Here is an 18,934-nt window from a genome sequence, read left to right as displayed (position 1 = left end):
GGGCGGCCGCTCGCGGCGTGGATCGCGTCACACCTGCGACGGCGCCGGCTACGAGATCACCGTCAGCTCCGAGGCCAGCCACTTGCCCTTGACCTTCACCATGGTCATCTTGATCCGCAGCGCCTCGGGGAGCCGCTGGGTCTTGTCGCTCTTGGTGGAGGTGCTGCGGTTGGCGTAGACGAGCGCGACGACCTTCGTCGGCGTCGCACTGACGACGCCGGTCTTCACGATCGTGGAGGTGGACACCGCCTGCTGCTCCACCGCGGTCGTCTTCAGCTGCTGGGCGAGCTGGTCGTACTGGGTGCGCAGCTTGCCGGTGGTGTGGGTCGCGGCCGTCTTGAAGTCGCTGTCGAGCGTCCGGTAGTCGTAGGACGACAGGTCCTGCGCGGCCCGGGACGCGGCGAACGTGCCCTGCTTGGCGGCCTCCTCGGTCGCCTTCGTCTCGCGCCACTTCAGGCCGAGCACGACGGCGCCCGCGCCAAGCGCGATGATCAGCACGGTGGCGACGGCGAGCGCGGTGACGCCGCCGTAGGGCGTCCAGGAGCGCTCACCGGAGGCGGACGCGGCCGGGACGGTCTCGCGGTCCGTCTCGGCGGGCTCGGCGCCCGCGCCGCTCTTCGCGGCCCTGCGGAAGCGCTTGCGCGGCGCGGCGGGCTTCGCGGCGCCGTCGGCGTCCGCGTCCCTTGCGGCGTCGTCCTCGGCCTCCCCCGCGTCCTCGACGGCGGTCCCGTCCGCGACGTCGGTGTCGGCGTCCGCGGCGTCGGTGTCGGTGTCGACGTCCGTGCCGGCCTCGGCCGCCGCGGCGGCGGCCTGGGCGAGCGCGGCGGCCTCCTCGGCGCGCGCGGCGGCCTCCTCGGCGGCCTGCGCGGCCTTGGCGGCCTCGGCCGCCCGGCGGGCGCGCTCGGCGGCCTTGGCGGCCCGCGCGGCCTTCTCGGCGGCCTTCTCGGCGGCGGCGGCCTTCTTCGCGGCGGCGGCCTTCTCGGCCTTCTCGGCCTCCCTGGCCCTCTCCGCCTCCTCGGCGGCGGCGGCCTCGGCCTCCGCTGCGGACCTCTCGGCCTCCTCCGCGCTGTCCTCGGCGGCCTCCGCGGCGGCCTCCACCGCGGCCTCCTCGGTCTCGGCGGCGGCCTTGCCGGCCTCGTCCTTCGCGGCCTTGTCCTTCGCGGAGCGCCTGCCCCGTCCGAGCATCGTCACGGAACGACCTCCAGCTTCGAGACCAACCAGCGGTCACCGGACTTCACCAGGTCCATCAGGTACCGGTAGGGGCGCGCCGCCCCCTCCTTGACCTTGGTGTTGGTGACGGTGCCGTTCAGCGACACCATCACCTCGGCCTCGCCGTCGTCGATGCTGACGACGCCGGCCTCCACCTGGTTGACGGTCGAGGTGGCCTGGTTCTTGTTCAGCTGGTCCAGCAGCGTCTTGGCCTGGGTGCTCATCTTGTCCTTGGCCTCGCCGGTCAGGCCGGCCAGGATCCGGTTCAGGTCCTGCTGCCCGTGCTTGTAGTCCAGCGTCATCAGGTTGACGCCGGTCTGCCGGGCGGCCTGCGCGGCCTTCTCCCGGTCGTCGGCGTCCGAGCTCACGTTCCGGTACTGGACGCCGAGCCAGACCAGCGCGGCGGCGAGCCCCGCCACGACCGCCCAGAGGACGATCGTGACGGGCAGGCTGCGCGCGCGGTTCACTGGCTGAGGGGTCCCAGCAGCAGCCACTTCCACGAGGATTCTTCTCCCAACTGGCGGGTACCGGCGGTCCGCGGCAGGGCGTACTTCTTGCCGTCGGGGCCGTAGACGACGCCGGTCGACGGATCGTACCCGGCGAATTCCACCGAGTCGGCCGAAGCGGTGTAGGTGCCGCCGTCCCCGGCGTCCTGCGCGCTCGCGGCCGTGCCGGTCCCGTTCTTGTCCTTGGTCTCGGCCTGCGCCTCGGTGCCCGCGTCCGCGGCCGAGGAGGAGGCGGTGCCGCCCGGGAAGCCGGCGCCGGAGGTGGCGCCGGCCGGCAGCTGCGGCGTCGGCGAGATCGCCGACTTCGGGAAGTTGTGCCCGCCGCGCACGTCGGTGCCGGTCCGCGGCGAGGCGGTGCAGCCGATGTCGAGGCGCGGCGACTTGTGCGCGGTGTACTGCGGCCAGCGCTGCTTGGTCTTCTCGTAGCCCTGGGTGCAGGCGGGCGGCGAGGAGATGTTGAGGTCCAGGCCGAGGTGCTGGGTGCCGTCGCCGGGGGTCACGGTGAACGCGCCGGCCACGGTGACCGGGTACAGGATGAACAGCGACCGCAGGCCGGCCTGCCGGGAGGTGATGATCTGCCCGGTGGTCGTCATGTTGGCCAGGAACACCGGCAGGTTGGGCGCGAGCCCGTTCACCAGGGCGTTGGCCTGGGTCACCGCGCCCGGCGTCGCGTCGATGTCCGCGCGGATGTTCTTGTCGTCGTCGCGGATGGACGCGGTCAGCTCGTTCAGCTTGCGCGCGAAGCCCTTGATGTTGGCGCCCTGCATGCGCTGGGTGTTCAGCACGACCTGGCTGTTGTCCAGCAGCGCCTTCGTGTCGGGGTAGGCCTCGTCGGCGGTCTTGAGGATCCGGTCGGTGTCGTCCAGGATCTTCTGCAGGTCGGTCGCCGACCCGTTGAACGCCTTGTCGAGCTCGTCGACGATGGTGCCGAGGTTCTTCGGGTCGATCGAGGAGACCAGCCGGTCGACGTTGCGCAGCAGCTCGGCGGTGGAGACCGGGAGCTTGGTGTTCTGCCGCGGGATCGTGTACGGGGCGCCCTCGTCGAGGTAGGGCCCGGTCCTCTTGCTCGGCTGGAGGTCGATGTACTGCTCGCCGACGGCGGAGCGGTTGGCGACGACGGCGGTGAGGTTGTCGCGCGGGATGCGCTTGCCGTCGCCCTTCTCCAGCTTCAGCTGCACCTTGATGCCGTCCCGGGTGAGCTTGATCGGCCCGACCCGCCCGACCGGCACGCCGCGGTAGGTGACCTCGGCGTTGGTGAACACGCCGCCGGAGTCGCTGAGGTCGACGTAGGCGGTGTACTGCCGGCCGAGGACGCCGCGGCCGACGCCGAGGTAGCGCACGCTGACGATGGACACGCCCACGATCGTGATGATCAGGAAGACGACGAGCTGGATCTTGACGCCGCGCTTGATGATCACGACATGCCCCCCAACAGCAGAGTTTGCAGGTCGCCCTGGCCGAGGGCCGCCGGCCGCGCGGTCGGCGTCGTCGCGGTGCCGGCGGCGCGCTTGGACGGCGTCGGGGTCGGCGTCGCGCCGGGCGTGGCGGCCGAGCCCGGCATCTGCGGCAGCGCGCCGAGCGGCGTCTGCGGCAGCGTCAGGTTCGGCACCTTCAGCATCTGGCGCATCTGCTGGCCGCTGCCGAGCTGGCTCTCCAGGTCGGTGCCGCCGAGCAGGTTCTTGGCGATGGACTCGAAGTCCAGGTCGACGGTGAGCCGCACGTTGCCGTAGTCGCCCTTGATCACGTTGCCGAAGGTGCTCGGGAACGGGAAGGTGATCATCGTGCCGAGGGCCTTCGGCAGCGCGTCGCCGGCCTTGTTCAGGTTGCGGACGATCGTGTCGAGGTCCTTGAGGTTGGCCAGCAGGTCGGCCTTGGACCGGCGGATCGTCGTGGTGGTGGTGCGGCTCAGCTTGTCCAGCGCCACCAGCATCCGGGTGAGGTCGGCCCGGTTGCGGTTGAGGACCGACACCGCCGGGCCGGTCCTGTCGATCGTGTCGTTGATCGTCTTGCGTTCGGCGGCGAGCTTGCCGGAGAGCCGGTCGATGCTGTCGAGCGCCCGGTTGATCGCGTCGCGGTTGCGGTCCAGCGTCCCGGCGAAGGTGTTCACCCGGTGCAGCACCGACTTGATGGTGTCCTCGCGGCCGTTCATCGCGGCCTGCAGCTCGCGGCTGATCGTGGAGACCTGCTCGATGCCGCCGCCGTTCAGCAGCAGCGAGAACGCCGACAGCACCTCCTCGATCTCGGTGCTGCGGGTGGTGCGGGCGAGCGGGATGCGGTCGCCGTTCGCCAGCGACCCGGCGGCCGGCTCGCTCGTCGGCGGGGACAGCGCCACGTACTTCTCGCCGAGCAGGCTGGTCTGGCCGATGGTGGCGATCGCGTTGGCCGGCAGGCGGGTGTCGCGGCGCACCTTGACGGTGACGACGGCGTGCCAGCCCTGGCCGTTCCCGCCGGCGAGGTCGATCTTGTCGACCTTGCCGACGGACACGTCGTTGACCTTGACCACCGACTGCGGGACGAGGTCCAGCACGTTGGCGAACTCGATGGTGAGGGTCTCGGGGCGGTCGCCGAGGTCGGGGCCGCCCGGCAGCGGGATCGAGTCCACGCCGCGGAACGAGCAGCCCGACAGGGCCGTGGCGCCCGCGAGCGCGGCGGCGCCGAGCCGGACGGCGCCCTTCTTGACCGGTCGCCGGATCATCGGCCACCTCCGGGGAGCAGCGCGCGCACGTCCTGCGTCTTCGCGATCCGCTGCGTGGACGCGGACTTGGCGGTGGACGCGGACTTGGCGGTCGACTTCTTGCCGTTCGGCCCGTAGGCGTCCGGCGGGATCGGCACCGGGTCGTAGTGGGTGGTCAGCGCGGTGATCCAGGACAGGTCGAGGCTGAGGCCCGAGAGGGCGGTGCCGATCCCGTTGTAGGGGGTGACGAAGTCCAGGCACTGCTTGGCCGGGGTCCCGACCGAGTAGGCGAGCGAGCACACCCAGTCCGCCAGGTTGTTGAACTGGCGGAAGTTGTCGCGGGTGTGGATGGTGCCGCTGATCGGGTCGTAGGCGCGGGCCAGGTTGTTGATCGCGATCGGGCCGGCGGTGAGGACCTCGGCGAGGGCGTCCTTCTCCTTCACCAGCACGCCGGTGATCTGGGCGAGCTTCCGCACGTTCACCGACAGGTCCTTGCGGTTGTCCTTGATGAACGCCTGCACGTTGCGCAGCGTCGGGCCGAGCGTGGCGAGCGCGGCGCTCAGCTCCTCCTTCTCCCCCGCCAGCTGCCCGGAGACGCCGTTCAGGTGGGTGGTGAAGGACTTGATCTGCGCGTCGTTGTCCTTCATCGCGCCGGTGATGACCCGCAGGTTGGCGATCGTCTTGGCGACGTCGCCGCGGTCGGCGCTCAGCGTGGACAGCATCGTGGAGGTGTCGTGGATGGTCTGCCGGATGTCGTCGCCCTGGCCGTCCAGGGTGTCGGCGCCGACCTGCAGCAGCCGCGACAGCGAGCCGTCCTTGTTGGCGCCGTCGGGGCCGAGGGCCTTGTCGAGGTCGTTCAGGCTGCCGCTCACCTCGTCGGTCTCCACCGGCACCGCGGTGCGGTTGATGGTGAGGGTCGAGCGGTCGGGCATGACCGCGCCGCCCTTGTAGACGGGGGTGAGCTGGACGTAGCGGTCGGCGACGAGGGTCTGGTTGACGATGACGGCCTGGGCGGTCGCGGGGACCTTGTACTTGGCGTCGTACTTCAGCTCGACGCGGACCGAGTCGCCGGCCGGCTTGACGCTGGTGACCTGGCCGACCTTGATGCCGAGGATGCGGACCTCGGCGCCGGGGTAGAGGCCGACGGTGCGGGTGAAGTAGGCCGTCAGGTGCCGCTGCTTGGGCTCCCGCAGCAGCAGCACCAGCGCGGCCGCCAGCACCGCCAGCGCGAGGACCGCGCCGCCGATGCGGAGGATGGTTGCTGAGTTACGCACGAGTGACCTGCCTGCGCTTACGGGAGGAACGGCAACGGGTTGGACTGGGTGCCGGACTGGCCGGTCTTGGTGCCCGGCTGGCCGCCGGTCGTGGACGGGCCGCGGGTGCCGGTGCCGCCCGTCTTGTTCCCGGCGTTCGCGTCGCTGATGGACGCCGGGATCGGCAGCAGGTTCTGGATGTAGCTGTCGAACCAGCGGCCGGTGCCGGTGACGTCGGAGAACTGCCGGGCGAACGGCGCGTACAGCTTGAGGATCCGGTCCAGGTTGTCCTGGTTCTTCACCAGCAGCGAGGTGACCTTGTCCAGGTTGGCCAGCATCGGCTTCAGCTGCGCCTGGTTCTCGCCGATCAGGGCGTTGACCTGCTGCGACAGCACGACGGTGTTGACCAGCACCTGGTGGATGACCGCGCGCCGCGCCTGCACCGCCTGGAGGACCTTGTCGCCGTCGGTGACGAGCTTGGCGAAGTCCTGGTTGCGGTCGGCGAGGAGCTGCGAGACGTTCCTGGCCTTGCCGGCCAGCTCGTGCAGCTCGTCGTCGCGCGAGGCGATCGTGCTGGACAGCCGGCGGAGGCCCTGCAGCGACGCCTTCACCTCGTCGGGGGAGTTGGCGAAGGTGTCCGACAGCACGTCGAAGGACTTGGCGAGCTGGGCGGTGTCGATCTGGGAGACCCGCTGGCTCAGCTCGCTGATCGCCGGGACCACCTCGAAGGGGGTGGTGGTCCGGTCGATCGGGATGCCGCGGCCGAGCCTGCCCGGCCCGCGCGGGTCGAGCGCGAGGAAGTGCGAGCCGAGCAGCGTCTTGATCTTGATCTCGGCGCGGGTCAGCGAGCCCAGCTTCACGCCGTCGTCCACCCGGAAGGTGACCTTGACGTGGTCGCCGTCCAGGTCCAGCGCGGTGACCTTGCCGACCTTGACGCCGGCGACGCGCACCTCCTCGCCGGACTTCAGCCCGGCCGCCTCGGCGAACGCGGCGGTGTGCGTGCTGCCGCCGTTGATCAGCGGGATGCTCGACAGGTTCATCGCGAGCACCAGCAGCACGATGATGACGGTGAACGCGATCAGCCCGATGGGGACCGGGTTGCGCTCCCGGAACGGGACCCTCATCTACTTGCACCTCGCGTTCTCGTTCACGATCGCCGGCGTCTGGTAGACCGGGCCGCCGGGCAGCCGCACCCGCGCGTCGAGACCGCAGATGTACATGTTGAACCAGGAGCCGTAGGAGGAGATGTTGAGCAGCCCCTCCAGGTTCCCCGGGGTCGTCTTGAGGGTCTTGTCGATCGTGCCGCTGTTGGCGTTCAGGGTGCCGGTCAGCTTGCGCAGGTCGGCGATGCCGGCCTTGATGTCGCCGCGGCCGTCCTTCAGCAGGTCGGCGGTGGTGCCCTCCAGGTCGTTGATCGCCGACACCGAGTCGAAGATCGCCTGGCGGTCGTCGGAGACGCCCGAGACGAACCCGCGCAGGTCGGTGACCAGCTGGTCGACCTGGTCGCTGCGGGAGTCGATGGTGCCGAGCACCAGGTTGAGGTTGTCGATGACCTCGCCGATGACCTTGTCGCGGTCGGCGAGCGAGTTGGTCAGCGACGCCACGTGCGTCAGCAGGCTGTTGACGGTGCCGCCCTCGCCCTGGAGCACCTGGACGATCTGGTACGCCAGGGTGTTGACGTCCTTCGGCTCCAGCGCCTGGAACAGCGGGCGGAAGCCGTTGAACAGCACGGTGAGGTCGAGCGCCGGCTTGGTCTGGGCGACCGGGATGACGCCGTCGCGCGGCAGGTACCGGTTCGGGGTGCCGGCGCCCTCGGTGAGCGCGAGGTAGCGCTGCCCCATCAGGTTCCGGTAGCGGATCTGGGCGTTGGTCGTGGCCGGCAGCCCGGCCCGGAAGACGCCCGACCGGTTCAGCGAGAACGTCACCTCGGCCTGGTTGTTCTTGGACAGCTTGATGCTGTCGATCTCGCCGACCCGCACGCCCGCGACCCGGACGTCGTCCTTGGCGAGCAGCCCGGCCACGTCGGTGAAGATCGCCTTGTAGTGCCGGGAGGCGGTGAACCGCGAGTTGGTGATGGTCATGGCGAGCACGCCGGTGGCGATCGAGGTGAGCACCACGAAGATCGTCAGCTTGATCGCCGCGCTGGTGGTCTTCACTTGACGGTCACCACCGATCCCTGCAGGACCGGGCCGTACAGCAGCGCCGCCACGTCCGGCACCTGGTCGGCCTGGGTGCGGGTGAGCGGCCCGACCAGGTTCTTGATCTTGTCCTTCTCGCTCATCGCGGTCCCCGGGTCGACGAACACGTCCGACACCGAGCGGCCGCGGCCGGTGGCGTGCGGGATCGGGTCGTCCTTGCCGTGGGCGTCCTTCCACCACAGGTCGTCCTCGGTGCCGTCCAGCGCCAGGTAGTCGGGCGAGGGCACCTTGGGGTTCGGCAGGTTGTAGCACCGCGGGTTGCGGTAGTCCTTGGCCTCGGGCGAGTCCAGCGGGTACTTGTAGCCCGGCCGCGGCTTGACGATCTCGATCGTCAGGTTGAACGTGGTCGAGCCGTTGCCGCCGGCCACCCGCTCGGCCTCCGGCGCGAGCTTGGCGAGGCCCTTGAACACGCACGGCAGCGACGGCGAGTAGCGGGCGATCAGTTCCAGGCCCTGCCGGTTGGCGATGTTGAACCCGATGATCTTCGGCGCGTTCTGCGTCACGAACCGGTCGGTGTTCTGGGCGAACCCGGTGACCTGCGGGATGAGGTCCTCGATCTGCACCCGCTTGTCGGTGATCGTCGTGCTGGTGACGTTGATGTTGCGCAGCGTCTGCAGCAGGTCGGGCGCGGCGTCGGCGTAGATGTCGGAGACGTCGGCCAGGCCGCGCAGGTCGTCGACCAGCGTGCCGAGCTGCGGGTTGATCTTCCGCAGCAGCGCGTCGGCCTGCTCCAGGTCGCGCCCGAGCTGGTCGCCGCGGCCCTGCAGGGCCGTCGCGATCGCGTTCAGGGTGGTGTTCAGCTTCTCCGGCTGCACCGCCTGCAGCACCGGCAGCAGGTTGTTCAGCACCTTGTCGATCTCGACGGCCGCCTGCGAGCGGTCCTGCTCGATCGTCTGGCCGGCGTGCAGCCCGGTCGGCCCGGCCGTGGCCGGCACCTCCAGGTCCACGTACTTCTCGCCGAACAGCGTCTTCGGCAGCAGCCGCGCCTGCACGCCCGTCGGGATCAGCTTGGCCTTGTCGGGGTCGAGCGCGAGGTCGATCTGCGCGCCGTTCTCGGTGACCCTGGTGCCGCGCACCTCGCCGACGATGAGGCCGCGCACCTTGACGTCGGAGTGCGGCAGCAGCTGCAGGCCGGCCCGGTCGCCGACGACCTTGACCTTCATCACCCGGGTGAAGCTCTTGTTGTAGAAGGCGACGGTGAGCGCCACGAGCAGCAGCAGCACGATCACCATGGACAGGCCGAGGAGCCGGAACAGCACCCGCTGCGGGATGCCGCCGCCGCTCGGGTTGGCGGAATGGGTCATCGCGCCGTCACCCCGCAATCCGGACGGTGGTGGTGGCTCCCCAGATCGCCATGCCGAGCATGAGGTCGGCCACGTTGATCACCACGATGCTGGTGCGCACCGCGCGGCCGACGGCGACGCCGACGCCCGCCGGGCCGCCGCTCGCGTGGTAGCCGTAGTAGCAGTGGATGAGCATGACCAGCACCGAGAAGACGATCACCTTGCCGAACGACCAGAGGATGTCGTTCGGTGGCAGGAACAGGTCGAAGTAGTGGTCGTAGGTGCCGGTCGACTGCCCGTAGAACACCGTGACGATGAGCCGCGTCGCGCCGTAGGAGGCGAGCAGGCCGACGATGTACAGCGGGATCACCGCGATCATGCCGGCGATCATCCGGGTGGTGACCAGGAACGGCATGGACGGGACGGCCATGACCTCCAGCGCGTCGATCTCGTCGGAGATCCGCATCGCGCCGAGCTGGGCGGTGAAGCCGCAGCCGACCGTCGCCGACAGCGCGAGCGCCGACACCAGGGGCGCGATCTCGCGGGTGTTGAAGTAGGAGGCGACGAAGCCGGTGAAGGCCGCGGTGCCGATCTGGTTGAGCGAGTTGTAGCCCTGGAGGCCGACCTGGCTGCCGGTGAAGAACGTCATGAACGCGACGATCACCACCGAGCCGCCGATCACCGCGAGGCCGCCGGTGCCGAGGCTGACCTCGGCGAGCAGGCGGAGCACCTCGGTGCGGTAGCGGCGCAGGACCCGGAACACCCACGCGAAGGCGCGCCCGTAGAACGACAGCTGGTGACCGAGGTCCTCCAGGCGCTCCAGCGGCGCGCTCACCGCGCGGTTGACGGCCTTCCCCGCCTTGCTTGGGGCAGCCATCTCACATGCCCTTCGACGGAACGAACTGGAAGTACAGCGTGGAGATGATGAAGTTCTCCACGAACAGCAGCATGAAGGTGATGACGACGGTCTGGTTGACCGCGTCGCCGACGCCCTTCGGGCCGCCCTTGGCGTTCAGGCCCTTGTAGGCCGCGACGAGGCCGGCGGTGATGCCGAACACGAACGCCTTGAACTCGGCCTGCAGCAGGTCGGGCAGCTGGGCGATCGCGTTGAACGAGGCGAGGTAGGCGCCCGGGGTGCCGTCCTGCAGCACCACGTTGAACACGTAGCCGCCGATCAGGCCGACGACCGAGACCAGGCCGTTGAGGAACAGGGCGATGAAGGCGCAGGCGAGCATCCGCGGCACCACCAGGCGGTGCAGCGGGTTGATCCCGAGCACCTCCATCGCGTCGATCTCCTCGCGGATCTTGCGCGAGCCGATGTCGGCGCACATCGCCGAGCCGGCGGCGCCCGCGACCAGCAGCGAGGTCACCAGCGGGCTCGCCTCGCGCACGATCGCGACGACGGCCGTCGCGCCGGTGTAGGACTGCGCGCCGAGCTGCCGGATCAGCCCGCCGACCTGCAGCGACAGCACGCCGCCGAACGGGATGGCGACGAGCATGGTCGGCACCACGGTGACGCTGACGATGAACCAGGCCTGCTGGATGAACTCGCGCCACTGGAACGGCCACTGGAACATGGCCCGGAAGGTGTCGAGGACCAGGGCGAAGAACCGCCCCGGCTCCTTGATCGCGACGTTGGTGGCCCCATCGGAGATCTTGCGGAGCGCGGCGTTGCCGCCGCCGCTCTTCCTGCCCTCTCGCTGGTCCGCGCCGATACCAGGAGTGGACATTACCGCGCGCCTCCGGCGGGCTGCTGTCCACCCTGGCCGTGCCCGGCGGCCGAGGAGTGCCCCATCGAGGCCACGTAGCGCGGCCACTCCTCGACCCAGTTGCGGCCGAGGTCGTCGACGAACGAGCCGGGCGGCGGGGTCACCCCGTGCGCGGCGCACCACGCGCCGGGGGGCGCCTGGCCGGGCCGCACCCGGCCGTCGCTCGGCATGAGCTGCGGGGCGATGGGCGGCAGCTTGCCGACCTCCATGCCCATCTTCGCCTCGGCCTCCAGCTCGGACATGTCCTTCTCCTCGGACATGCCGATCGGGCCCGCGCGGCGCGCGTTCAGGAACTGCCGGACGACCGGCTCCTCGCTGGACAGCAGCATCTCGCGCGGCCCGAACATCACCAGCTCGCGCAGGAACAGCAGGCCGATGTTGTCGGGGACGGTGCGGGCGGTGTTGATGTCGTGGGTGACGATGAGGAACGTCGCGCCGATCTCGGCGTTCAGGTCGACGATCAGCTGGTTCAGGTAGGCGGTGCGGACCGGGTCCAGGCCGGAGTCCGGCTCGTCCACCAGCAGGATCTCGGGGTCCAGGACGAGGGCGCGGGCGAGGCCGGCGCGCTTCTTCATGCCGCCGGAGATCTCGCCCGGGAGCTTGTGCTCGGCGCCGAGGAGGCCGACCAGCTCCATCTTCTCCATGACGATCCGCTTGACCTCGGACTCGCCCTTCTTGGTGTGCTCGCGCAGCGGGAAGGCGATGTTGTCGTAGAGGTTCATGGAGCCGAACAGGGCGCCGTCCTGGAAGAGGACGCCGAACAGCTTGCGGGTCTCGTAGAGGTCGCGCTCGGGCAGGTACGGCAGGTCCCGGTCGCCGATCCAGATGTGGCCGCGGTCGGGCTTCAGCAGCCCGACGAGGGACTTCAGGAAGACCGACTTGCCCGTCCCGGAGGGTCCGAGCAGGACGGAGATCTCTCCTGCGGGCAGCGTCAGCGACACGTCCTGCCAGATCGTCTGGCGGCCGAAGGACTTCGTCAGGCCCTCGACTCTGATTTCGACGCCCACTCGTCACCTTTCGTCCAGGCCGGGGGGATTCCGGACCAATGAGCGAGTGCAAACTCAGCTACTGTCCGTCGCACCGTGTGTCCGCGTCATTGCTACTACCCGGTAGCTGTGGCGGGTGCCACTACCGTAGCGGCCCCCGCCTGAAATGGAAGGGGTTGGGGACCGGTTCAGGAGCAAAATGCGACGTCGTAAGACAATCGTTACTTACGTCACGCGTGAGACTACGCGGTCGAGAAGCCGCACCTCACGCCGGGGGTGCCGGGACAGGCGCAACAGGACCGCCGCACAGTGTTAACCGTGCAGAAACGGACGCTACGCCCATCCTGTGACCTGTGACAACCCGCCCGCGCACACGGTTCGCGGCGGGATTCTGTCACCTGCCAACAACTTTCGCCCCGCGGGCCGCCGCGCCCGGCGGCGGATCCCATCGCCGCGCGCGGGTCCGGGCCCGGCCAGGCCCGGGAACGCCGCGAGGCGGCCACCCCGTCCGGGGTGGCCGCCTCGCGAGAGAACAGCTCGGAGAAGCCGCGACTACTTGACGGTGACCGAGGCGCCGGCCTTCTCCAGGGCCTCCTTGGCCTTCTCGGCGGTCTCCTTGTTGACCTTCTCCAGGAGGGTCTTCGGAGCGCCGTCGACCAGGTCCTTGGCCTCCTTGAGGCCGAGCGAGGTCAGGCCGCGGACCTCCTTGATGACCTGGATCTTCTTGTCGCCGGCACCCTCGAGGATGACGTCGAACTCGTCCTGCTCGGCGGCGGCCTCGCCACCGCCGGCGGCACCGCCGGCGGCCGGCGCCGCGGCGACGGCCACGGGGGCGGCGGCCTTGACGTCGAAGACCTCCTCGAACTGCTTCACGAACTCGGAGAGCTCGAGAAGGGTCATCTCCTTGAACGCGTCGAGCAGCTCGTCGGTGCTGAGCTTCGCCATGATGTTTCCTCCGCTACGGCTTGAAAGTTCGGGTGTTGCTGGACCGCGGGGTCCTGGCCTTGCGGCCGGGACTTACTCGGCGGGCGCCTCGTCGGCGGCCGGAGCCTCGGCCCCCTCGCCGGCGGCCTCGCGCTTGGCGCGCAGGGCCTCGGCCAGCTGGGCGGCCTGCGTCGGCAGGGCGTTGAACAGCGCGGCGGCGTTCGCCATCGAGCCCTTCATCGCACCCGCGAGCTTCGCGAGGAGCACCTCGCGCGACTCCAGGTCCGCGAGCTTGGAGATCTCCGCGGCGTCCATCGACTTGCCGTCGATGAAGCCGCCCTTGATCACCAGGAGCGGGTTGGCCTTGGCGAAGTCACGGAGGCCCTTGGCGGCCTCGACCACGTCGCCGGTCACGAACGCGATCGCCGAGGGGCCTTCGAGCAGGTTGGAGAACTGCTCGTCGACACCGGCGTCGCTCGCGGCGATCTTGGTCAGCGTGTTCTTCACCACGGCGAACTTCGCGTTCTCGCCGAGGTTGCCGCGCAGCTCCTTGAGCTGCGCGACGCTGAGCCCGCGGTACTCGGTCAGCACGGCGCCGTTCGAGCCCTCGAAGCTCTGCTTCAGCTCGGCGATCGCCGTGGCCTTCTCGGCCTTGGCCATGGGCCTCCTTCCGATTACCTGGGGTGGTCGCGGACCCGTCGGGGACGGGCGCCGCCACCTGGGTGGAAGCCGCCGGGGCGAAAAGCCTGGAAAAACAGCGAACGCCCCGGCGCAGGCGCGCGGGGCGGAGGCACGACACGGAGGTCATGCGGAAGCTCTCAACACACCTACGCGGGCCGCCCGAACGATGTCTTCGGGTCCTTCGGCCACCCTCGCGGGTGACGACCGGCGGTCTTCGGCAGGCCCCACGATACGTGCTCGGCGGCGCGCACGCCAAATCCTTCGCGGAACAGGGCCGCGCCCGCCCGCGGATACGGGACGGGCGCGGTGCGGCGCGGGGCCGGACGTCAGGAGCCGAGCTTCGGCATCTTCAGCGCGCCCGTCTGCGACGCCGGCGGCGCCTGCACGGTGACCGGCCTGCCGTAGTCGCGGTACAGCACCGTCGTGGTCGTCTGCCCGCCCGACAGCGGCACGACGGAGACGTGCTTGCGGGGCAGGTCGTCCGCGCCCACCCACACGTCGAACCGGATCGCGGTGGCGCCGAGCTGCCCGTAGGTCTTCTCCAGGGTCGTCCGGGTGTTCGCATCCACCTTCGCGAGCGCCTCGCGCGGCGACATCGTCCCGGCGTAGTGCGTGGTCGGCACGCCGCCGACGTTCTCGGTGCCCACCTTCCGCACGTCCTTGGACGCCGTCAGCATCCTCGTCTGCGTCGCGGGGCTCTGCTGCTCGGCCTGGTCCATCAGCTTGCCGAGGTCGATGCCGCTCGCACCGCCCGCCTGCTTCAGCGACAGCTTCGCCCACGGCTTGCCGCCGGTCGCCTTCCTCAACGCCGGCATCCTCATGTACATCGCGTCGCCGACGAGGCGCGCCTCGTAGCCCGGAATCCGGTTCCCGGCCACCTCGGACGACCCGACCGTCATGCGCATCGCGGCCTCGGGCCGCAGCCGCGTCTGCGCGAGCACGTGCATCTTCAGCGGGGCCTGCGGCGCGCTGCTGTCGATCGTCATGTCGGCCGTGAAGGTGTCGGCCTTGGCCGCCCGGTCCGCCGTCCGGCCGAGGACCTGCGCGGCGGTCAGCCGGACGCCCTTGGCGGCGTTCTCGCCGACCTCCTTCCCGGCGTCGCCGAGGCAGCCCGTCAGCGACAGGGCGAGCCCCGCCGTGGCGGCGGTGGCGGACGCGAAACGACGGATCATGGAGTGGTCTCCTCAGGTGGGGGGGGCGGCGCGCCGGGCCGGGGACGCGCACGAAAGCGGCCGTCCAAGATCGGGACGCAGCGGAGACGCTAGCGGTTCCCTCCGGCGATTTCCGTGCATTTTCGTGCACAGCGCCGCCCCCGGCCCCTCCCCCGGACGCCGCGACGCCCGGTCCCGAAGGACCGGGCGTCGCGGTCGAGTACCGGCGGAGCGGCGGGTCAGGCGGTCGGCGTCGGGGCCGGCTTCGGCGTGTTACCGCCGAGCAGCCCGTTCAGCGAGAGCTGCCCGACCTGGTCCGACGGCGGCGCGTTCACCGTCACCGACTTGCCGTAGTCGGTGTACAGCACCTGCACCGAACCGTTGTCGTCCTTGCCCTGGCCCGTCGAGACCAGCTTGCGCGGCAGGTTGTCGCCGTCCGACCACAGATCGAACTTGATCCTGCTGTTCTGGTCGGCGTTCGACAGCCACTGCGACGCCTTCGACCGCTGCTGCGCGTCCAGCTGCGCCAGCGCGTCCTTCACCGTCACCGAACCGGCGTAGTGCGTCGTCTTCACGCCGTCCACCGTCTCGGTGCCGACGCGGCGCACGTCCTTGGAGCCGGTGAACATCTTCGTCTGCTGCGCCGGGTCGGCCTGCTCGACCTGCCCGACGAGGCCCTTGACGTCCACCCCGGTGCGCTGCTGGAGCTGGGTCACGTCGATCTTCAGCCAGGGCTTGCCGCCCGCGATGAACTGCCGCAGCTGCGACGGCGCCTTCACGTACAGCGTGTCCGAGGTGAAGATCGCCTGCGAGCCGGACAGCGGGATCGACGCCGACCCCTTGCTCGCGCTGTCGACCTGCGCGCTGAACGCCAGGTCGGGACGGAGCCGGAACTGCCCGGTCGCGTGCACCTGGCCGCCCTCGGACGTGTCCTTCACCGTCACGTCGGCCTTGAAGGTGTTCGCCTTCGCCGCCTTCTGCGACGTCTTGATCAGCGCCTGGTTCGCCGTCAGCTTGAGGTTGGCGTCCGTTCCGCCCGTCCCGTCGGCATTGCACCCCGACAGGAGGAGCGCGGCGCCGACCGCGGTACTCCCCGCGGCCACTGCGTAACTACGCTTCATGGGGTTAGAGCCTCCCTTGTCGCCCTGCTGATGTCTTCCAGTCTCGCGAGGGACGAAACACCCGGCATCCCCCGAGGGTACGAATGGGGAGCAAGACCCTACCCCTCAAGGCGTAGGCGGCCCCGCCCCGGAAACGCCGGAGGCGCCCCCCGCACGCGGGGGGCGCCTCCGTTCGCGGACCGGCCGGAGCCGGCCCGATCAGCTCTCGTCGAGCTCGGCGAGCAGGTTGCGGACCGCGTTCGGGTCCACCGGGATGCTCGGGCCCATCGAGGTCGTCAGCACGGCCTTCTTCACGTAACGGCCCTTGGCCGCCGACGGCTTCAGCCGCTGCACCTCGTCGATCGCCGCCGCGTAGTTCTCCACGAGCTGGCGCTCGGAGAACGACGCCTTGCCGATGATGAAGTGCAGGTTCGCGTGCCGGTCCACCCGGAACTCGATCTTGCCGCCCTTGATGTCGGACACGGCCTTGGCCACGTCCATCGTCACGGTGCCGGTCTTCGGGTTCGGCATCAGGCCGCGCGGGCCGAGCACGCGGCCGAGACGGCCGACCTTGCCCATCTGGTCCGGCGTCGCGACCACCGCGTCGAAGTCCAGGAAACCGCCCTGGATCTTCTCGATCAGGTCGTCCGAGCCGACGATGTCGGCGCCGGCCTCGCGGGCCTCGTCGGCCTTCGCGCCGCCGGCGAACACCAGCACGCGGGCCGTCTTGCCCGTGCCGTTCGGCAGGTTGACGGTGCCGCGCACCATCTGGTCAGCCTTGCGCGGGTCCACGCCGAGCCGCAGCGCGACCTCGACGGTCGCGTCGAACTTCGTCGCCGCGGTCTCCTTGGCCAGCTTCACGGCCTCGACCGGGCTGTACAGCGCGTCGCGGTCGATCTTCTCGGCCGCGGCGCGGTAGGACTTGCTGCGCTTCATGGGAACTCCTCTGTGGTACGGACCCCGCACGGGGGCCCTCCCACGTCGAACCGCGCGGACGATCCGCGCGGACGGCTTACTTGACCTCGATGCCCATCGAGCGGGCGGTGCCGGCGACGATCTTCTCGGCGGCCGCCAGGTCGTTGGCGTTCAGGTCGGGCATCTTGGTGGTGGCGATCTCGCGGATCTGGTCCGCGGTGACCGAGCCGACCTTGGTCTTGTGCGGCTCGCCCGAGCCCTTCTCCACGCCCGCGGCCTTCAGGATGAGCTGCGCGGCCGGCGGGGTCTTGGTGACGAAGGTGAACGAGCGGTCCTCGTAGATGGTGATCTCTACGGGGATGACGTTGCCGCGCTGCGCCTCGGTCGCGGCGTTGTACTGCTTGCAGAAGTCCATGATGTTGACGCCGTGCGGACCGAGCGCGGTACCGACGGGCGGCGCGGGCGTCGCGGCACCGGCGTTGAGCTGCACCTTGACGACGGCCGAGATCTTCTTCTTCTTGGGAGGCACGGGATGCCCACCTCTCGTTCCCGTTGCGGTGTGATCCCGACTCCCGCCGAGCGGGCCACACCCGGGCCGGGAACGGACACCCGGGTGTTGGGATCTTGAAGACCCCGCCGGAGCGGGGGGATTCGTGACCCGAAAAAGCCGCCCACGCGGTGGGCGGCCCTTCCAGGATACGCGGGCGCGCCGGCTGCCCGGCGCGGCCGCGTCAGATCTTGGAGACCTGGTTGAACGACAGCTCGACCGGCGTCTCCCGGCCGAAGATCGACACCAGCACCTTGAGCTTCTGCTGCTCGGCGTTGATCTCGTTGACGGTGGCGGGCAGCGTGGCGAACGGGCCGTCCATGACGGTGACCGACTCGCCGACCGAGAAGTCCACGGCGGGGGCGGACCGGGCGGCCTGCTCCTTGGTCTTGACCTGCTCCTCGGGCTCGGGCGCCAGCAGGTTGGCGACCTCGTCCAGGCTGAGCGGGGACGGCTTGTTCAGCAGCCCGACGAAGCCGGTGACGCCCGGGGTGTTGCGGACCGCGGCCCAGGACTCGTCGGTCAGCTCCATGCGGACCAGGATGTAGCCCGGCAGGACCTTCTCGTTGACCTTCTGCCGCTTGCCCTGCTTGATCTCGGTGACCTCGTGCTGGGGCACCTCGATCTGGAAGATGTAGTCCTCCATGTTCAGGGTCTGGGTGCGGGTCTCGATGTTGGTCTTGACCCGGTTCTCGTACCCCGCGTAGGAGTGCACCACGTACCAGTCGCCCGGCTGGAGGCGCATCTCCATCTTGAACTGGTTGTAGGCGTCGAGCTTGGCCTCGCCGGCGTCGGCCGCCGCGGCCTCGCCCTCGGCGGCCTCGTCGCCGGCGTCGGCCTCGTCGGTCTCGCCCGTCTCGGTGTCCGCACCGTCCGCGGCCTCGGCGTCCGCGCCGGTCCCCGCCGCGTCGTCCGCGGGCTCGGCGGCGTCCGCGGGCAGGGCGTCCGCCGCGGCGGACGCGTCCGCCGGGTCGGCCGCAGCAGCCGCAGCAGACTGGGCCTCTTCAACGGCCTCGTCGTGGGGCTGGGAGGACTCGGACACGGTGGCTGACTCTCTTCTCTCGTTGCGATCCCCGCCCGCCTGCCCGGAGGGCGGGCGCCGCGGGCTTTCCGTCGCCGTCCGGCCGCCGGGGCCGGCGGCGCGGGCGCGATCAGGTGAAGAGGGCGAGGACGCCCTTCTGCAGGACCCAGTCGACGCCCGACACGAGCGCGACCATGACGAGCACGAACACCAGCGACACGGTGGTGTAGGTGATCAGTTCCCGGCGGGTGGGCCAGATGACCTTGCGCAGCTCGGCGACCACCTGGCGCACGAAGAGCGCCGGACCGGTCCGCTTGGAGGCGGGCTTGTCCCTGCCCTCGTCCTTGGCCGCGGCCTCGCCGCGCGTCTCAGTCGCCATTGTGCCGCCGTTCACCTCGTAGGTCGTGTTCAACCACACCGTGGTTGCCGCGCATTCCCGCACCACGGCCGCCCGCTGGGGCGGAGACGTGGCGGTACAGGTGCGCGCACCGCACCTCGCAGGGCAGGAGGGACTCGAACCCCCAACCGCCGGTTTTGGAGACCGGAGCTCTACCAATTGAGCCACTGCCCTACGTCCTCGCGAGAGGACGGGACCGATCCGGAGATCGGACCGTGCCGGTCACAGCATACGGCTTTTGCGGACATGGCCGTACGACGATGACGCGTCACTAGGCAGGTGAGTCTACGTCGCCGCGGCCCGCACGTCGAACCGGAACG

The 18,934-nt window shown here is 70.2% G+C and carries 19 protein-coding genes and 1 tRNA gene; all 20 read right to left on the bottom strand.

All coding sequences use genetic code 11. The annotated features are described in order from the left end of the window. Positions 1 to 48 precede the first annotated feature (48 nt). Entirely contained in the window at positions 49 to 1,185 is a 1,137-nt protein-coding gene (locus K1Y72_RS22450) for an Rv1363c family protein (RefSeq protein ID WP_504739488.1), read from the bottom strand. Between the two features lie 2 nt (positions 1,186 to 1,187). After that, positions 1,188 to 1,676 carry an Rv1363c family protein gene (locus K1Y72_RS22445; protein WP_308287184.1) on the bottom strand — a complete coding sequence of 163 codons (489 nt, stop codon included), beginning with the start codon at positions 1,674 to 1,676 and terminating at the stop codon, positions 1,188 to 1,190. Then, entirely contained in the window at positions 1,673 to 3,133 is a 1,461-nt protein-coding gene (locus K1Y72_RS22440; protein ID WP_220168371.1) for an MCE family protein, read from the bottom strand. Before K1Y72_RS22440 ends, K1Y72_RS22445 begins: the two co-directional genes overlap by 4 nt. Further along, positions 3,130 to 4,410, bottom strand: coding sequence for an MCE family protein (locus K1Y72_RS22435; protein ID WP_220168370.1), 1,281 nt, complete (start codon positions 4,408 to 4,410; stop codon positions 3,130 to 3,132). The genes K1Y72_RS22440 and K1Y72_RS22435 overlap by 4 nt, the downstream gene beginning before the upstream one ends. After that, the gene (locus tag K1Y72_RS22430) at positions 4,407 to 5,663 is read right to left on the bottom strand and encodes an MCE family protein (RefSeq protein WP_308287183.1); all 1,257 of its coding nucleotides are present in this window, start codon (positions 5,661 to 5,663) and stop codon (positions 4,407 to 4,409) included. Before K1Y72_RS22430 ends, K1Y72_RS22435 begins: the two co-directional genes overlap by 4 nt. A 17-nt stretch (positions 5,664 to 5,680) precedes the next feature. Then, complete coding sequence (locus K1Y72_RS22425; RefSeq protein WP_220168369.1) at positions 5,681 to 6,766, bottom strand: MCE family protein; 1,086 nt, start codon at positions 6,764 to 6,766, stop codon at positions 5,681 to 5,683. Beyond that, complete coding sequence (locus K1Y72_RS22420) at positions 6,767 to 7,798, bottom strand: MCE family protein (RefSeq protein ID WP_220168368.1); 1,032 nt, start codon at positions 7,796 to 7,798, stop codon at positions 6,767 to 6,769. After that, the gene (locus tag K1Y72_RS22415; RefSeq protein ID WP_220168367.1) at positions 7,795 to 9,144 is read right to left on the bottom strand and encodes an MCE family protein; all 1,350 of its coding nucleotides are present in this window, start codon (positions 9,142 to 9,144) and stop codon (positions 7,795 to 7,797) included. Before K1Y72_RS22415 ends, K1Y72_RS22420 begins: the two co-directional genes overlap by 4 nt. Before the next feature lie 7 nt (positions 9,145 to 9,151). Further along, positions 9,152 to 10,000, bottom strand: coding sequence for an MlaE family ABC transporter permease (locus tag K1Y72_RS22410; protein ID WP_258573255.1), 849 nt, complete (start codon positions 9,998 to 10,000; stop codon positions 9,152 to 9,154). 1 nt (position 10,001) lies between these two features. Continuing rightward, positions 10,002 to 10,853, bottom strand: a complete 852-nt coding sequence (locus K1Y72_RS22405) for an MlaE family ABC transporter permease (RefSeq protein WP_258573254.1) — start codon at positions 10,851 to 10,853, stop codon at positions 10,002 to 10,004. Next, a complete protein-coding gene (locus tag K1Y72_RS22400) occupies positions 10,853 to 11,899 on the bottom strand; it encodes an ABC transporter ATP-binding protein (RefSeq protein WP_220168366.1) in 1,047 nt (348 codons plus the stop codon). The genes K1Y72_RS22405 and K1Y72_RS22400 overlap by 1 nt, the downstream gene beginning before the upstream one ends. A 531-nt stretch (positions 11,900 to 12,430) precedes the next feature. Then, on the bottom strand, positions 12,431 to 12,823 hold the full coding sequence (gene rplL, locus K1Y72_RS22395) for a 50S ribosomal protein L7/L12 (protein WP_220168365.1): 393 nt from the start codon (positions 12,821 to 12,823) through the stop codon (positions 12,431 to 12,433). Between the two features lie 72 nt (positions 12,824 to 12,895). After that, positions 12,896 to 13,462 (bottom strand): 50S ribosomal protein L10, encoded by a 567-nt coding sequence (gene rplJ, locus K1Y72_RS22390; protein ID WP_220168364.1) that lies wholly within the window; start codon positions 13,460 to 13,462, stop codon positions 12,896 to 12,898. A gap of 347 nt (positions 13,463 to 13,809) precedes the next feature. After that, on the bottom strand, positions 13,810 to 14,655 hold the full coding sequence (locus K1Y72_RS22385) for an SCO4651 family lipoprotein (RefSeq protein WP_220168363.1): 846 nt from the start codon (positions 14,653 to 14,655) through the stop codon (positions 13,810 to 13,812). Positions 14,656 to 14,873: 218 nt separating this feature from the next. After that, the gene (locus tag K1Y72_RS22380; protein WP_220168362.1) at positions 14,874 to 15,755 is read right to left on the bottom strand and encodes an SCO4651 family lipoprotein; all 882 of its coding nucleotides are present in this window, start codon (positions 15,753 to 15,755) and stop codon (positions 14,874 to 14,876) included. Between the two features lie 198 nt (positions 15,756 to 15,953). After that, entirely contained in the window at positions 15,954 to 16,670 is a 717-nt protein-coding gene (rplA, locus tag K1Y72_RS22375) for a 50S ribosomal protein L1 (protein ID WP_220168361.1), read from the bottom strand. Between the two features lie 76 nt (positions 16,671 to 16,746). Continuing rightward, a complete protein-coding gene (gene rplK / locus K1Y72_RS22370) occupies positions 16,747 to 17,178 on the bottom strand; it encodes a 50S ribosomal protein L11 (protein ID WP_220168360.1) in 432 nt (143 codons plus the stop codon). A 202-nt stretch (positions 17,179 to 17,380) separates the two neighbouring features. Then, the gene (gene nusG, locus K1Y72_RS22365; protein WP_220168359.1) at positions 17,381 to 18,238 is read right to left on the bottom strand and encodes a transcription termination/antitermination protein NusG; all 858 of its coding nucleotides are present in this window, start codon (positions 18,236 to 18,238) and stop codon (positions 17,381 to 17,383) included. Positions 18,239 to 18,347: 109 nt separating this feature from the next. Further along, complete coding sequence (gene secE, locus K1Y72_RS22360) at positions 18,348 to 18,596, bottom strand: preprotein translocase subunit SecE (protein ID WP_220168358.1); 249 nt, start codon at positions 18,594 to 18,596, stop codon at positions 18,348 to 18,350. Positions 18,597 to 18,715: 119 nt separating this feature from the next. After that, positions 18,716 to 18,788, bottom strand: a tRNA-Trp gene (locus K1Y72_RS22355). Positions 18,789 to 18,934: the final 146 nt, after the last annotated feature.

The sequence above is a fragment of the Actinomadura parmotrematis genome (genome assembly GCF_019458805.1).
In the GTDB taxonomy this organism is placed as follows: Bacteria; Actinomycetota; Actinomycetes; order Streptosporangiales; family Streptosporangiaceae; genus Spirillospora; species Spirillospora parmotrematis.
Note: the sequence above shows the minus strand (reverse complement) of the source record. Positions and strands in the feature narration are given on the sequence as shown.

Coding starts and splice junctions, on each gene's coding strand:
- K1Y72_RS22450 (WP_504739488.1), bottom strand. CDS start 1,185: ATGCTCGGACGGGGCAGGCGCTCCGCGAAGGACAAGGCCGCGAAGGAC.
- K1Y72_RS22435 (WP_220168370.1), bottom strand. CDS start 4,410: ATGATCCGGCGACCGGTCAAGAAGGGCGCCGTCCGGCTCGGCGCCGCC.
- K1Y72_RS22425 (WP_220168369.1), bottom strand. CDS start 6,766: ATGAGGGTCCCGTTCCGGGAGCGCAACCCGGTCCCCATCGGGCTGATC.
- K1Y72_RS22415 (WP_220168367.1), bottom strand. CDS start 9,144: ATGACCCATTCCGCCAACCCGAGCGGCGGCGGCATCCCGCAGCGGGTG.
- K1Y72_RS22410 (WP_258573255.1), bottom strand. CDS start 10,000: ATGGCTGCCCCAAGCAAGGCGGGGAAGGCCGTCAACCGCGCGGTGAGC.
- K1Y72_RS22405 (WP_258573254.1), bottom strand. CDS start 10,853: ATGTCCACTCCTGGTATCGGCGCGGACCAGCGAGAGGGCAGGAAGAGC.
- rplL (WP_220168365.1), bottom strand. CDS start 12,823: ATGGCGAAGCTCAGCACCGACGAGCTGCTCGACGCGTTCAAGGAGATG.
- rplJ (WP_220168364.1), bottom strand. CDS start 13,462: ATGGCCAAGGCCGAGAAGGCCACGGCGATCGCCGAGCTGAAGCAGAGC.
- K1Y72_RS22385 (WP_220168363.1), bottom strand. CDS start 14,655: ATGATCCGTCGTTTCGCGTCCGCCACCGCCGCCACGGCGGGGCTCGCC.
- K1Y72_RS22380 (WP_220168362.1), bottom strand. CDS start 15,755: ATGAAGCGTAGTTACGCAGTGGCCGCGGGGAGTACCGCGGTCGGCGCC.
- rplA (WP_220168361.1), bottom strand. CDS start 16,670: ATGAAGCGCAGCAAGTCCTACCGCGCCGCGGCCGAGAAGATCGACCGC.
- secE (WP_220168358.1), bottom strand. CDS start 18,596: ATGGCGACTGAGACGCGCGGCGAGGCCGCGGCCAAGGACGAGGGCAGG.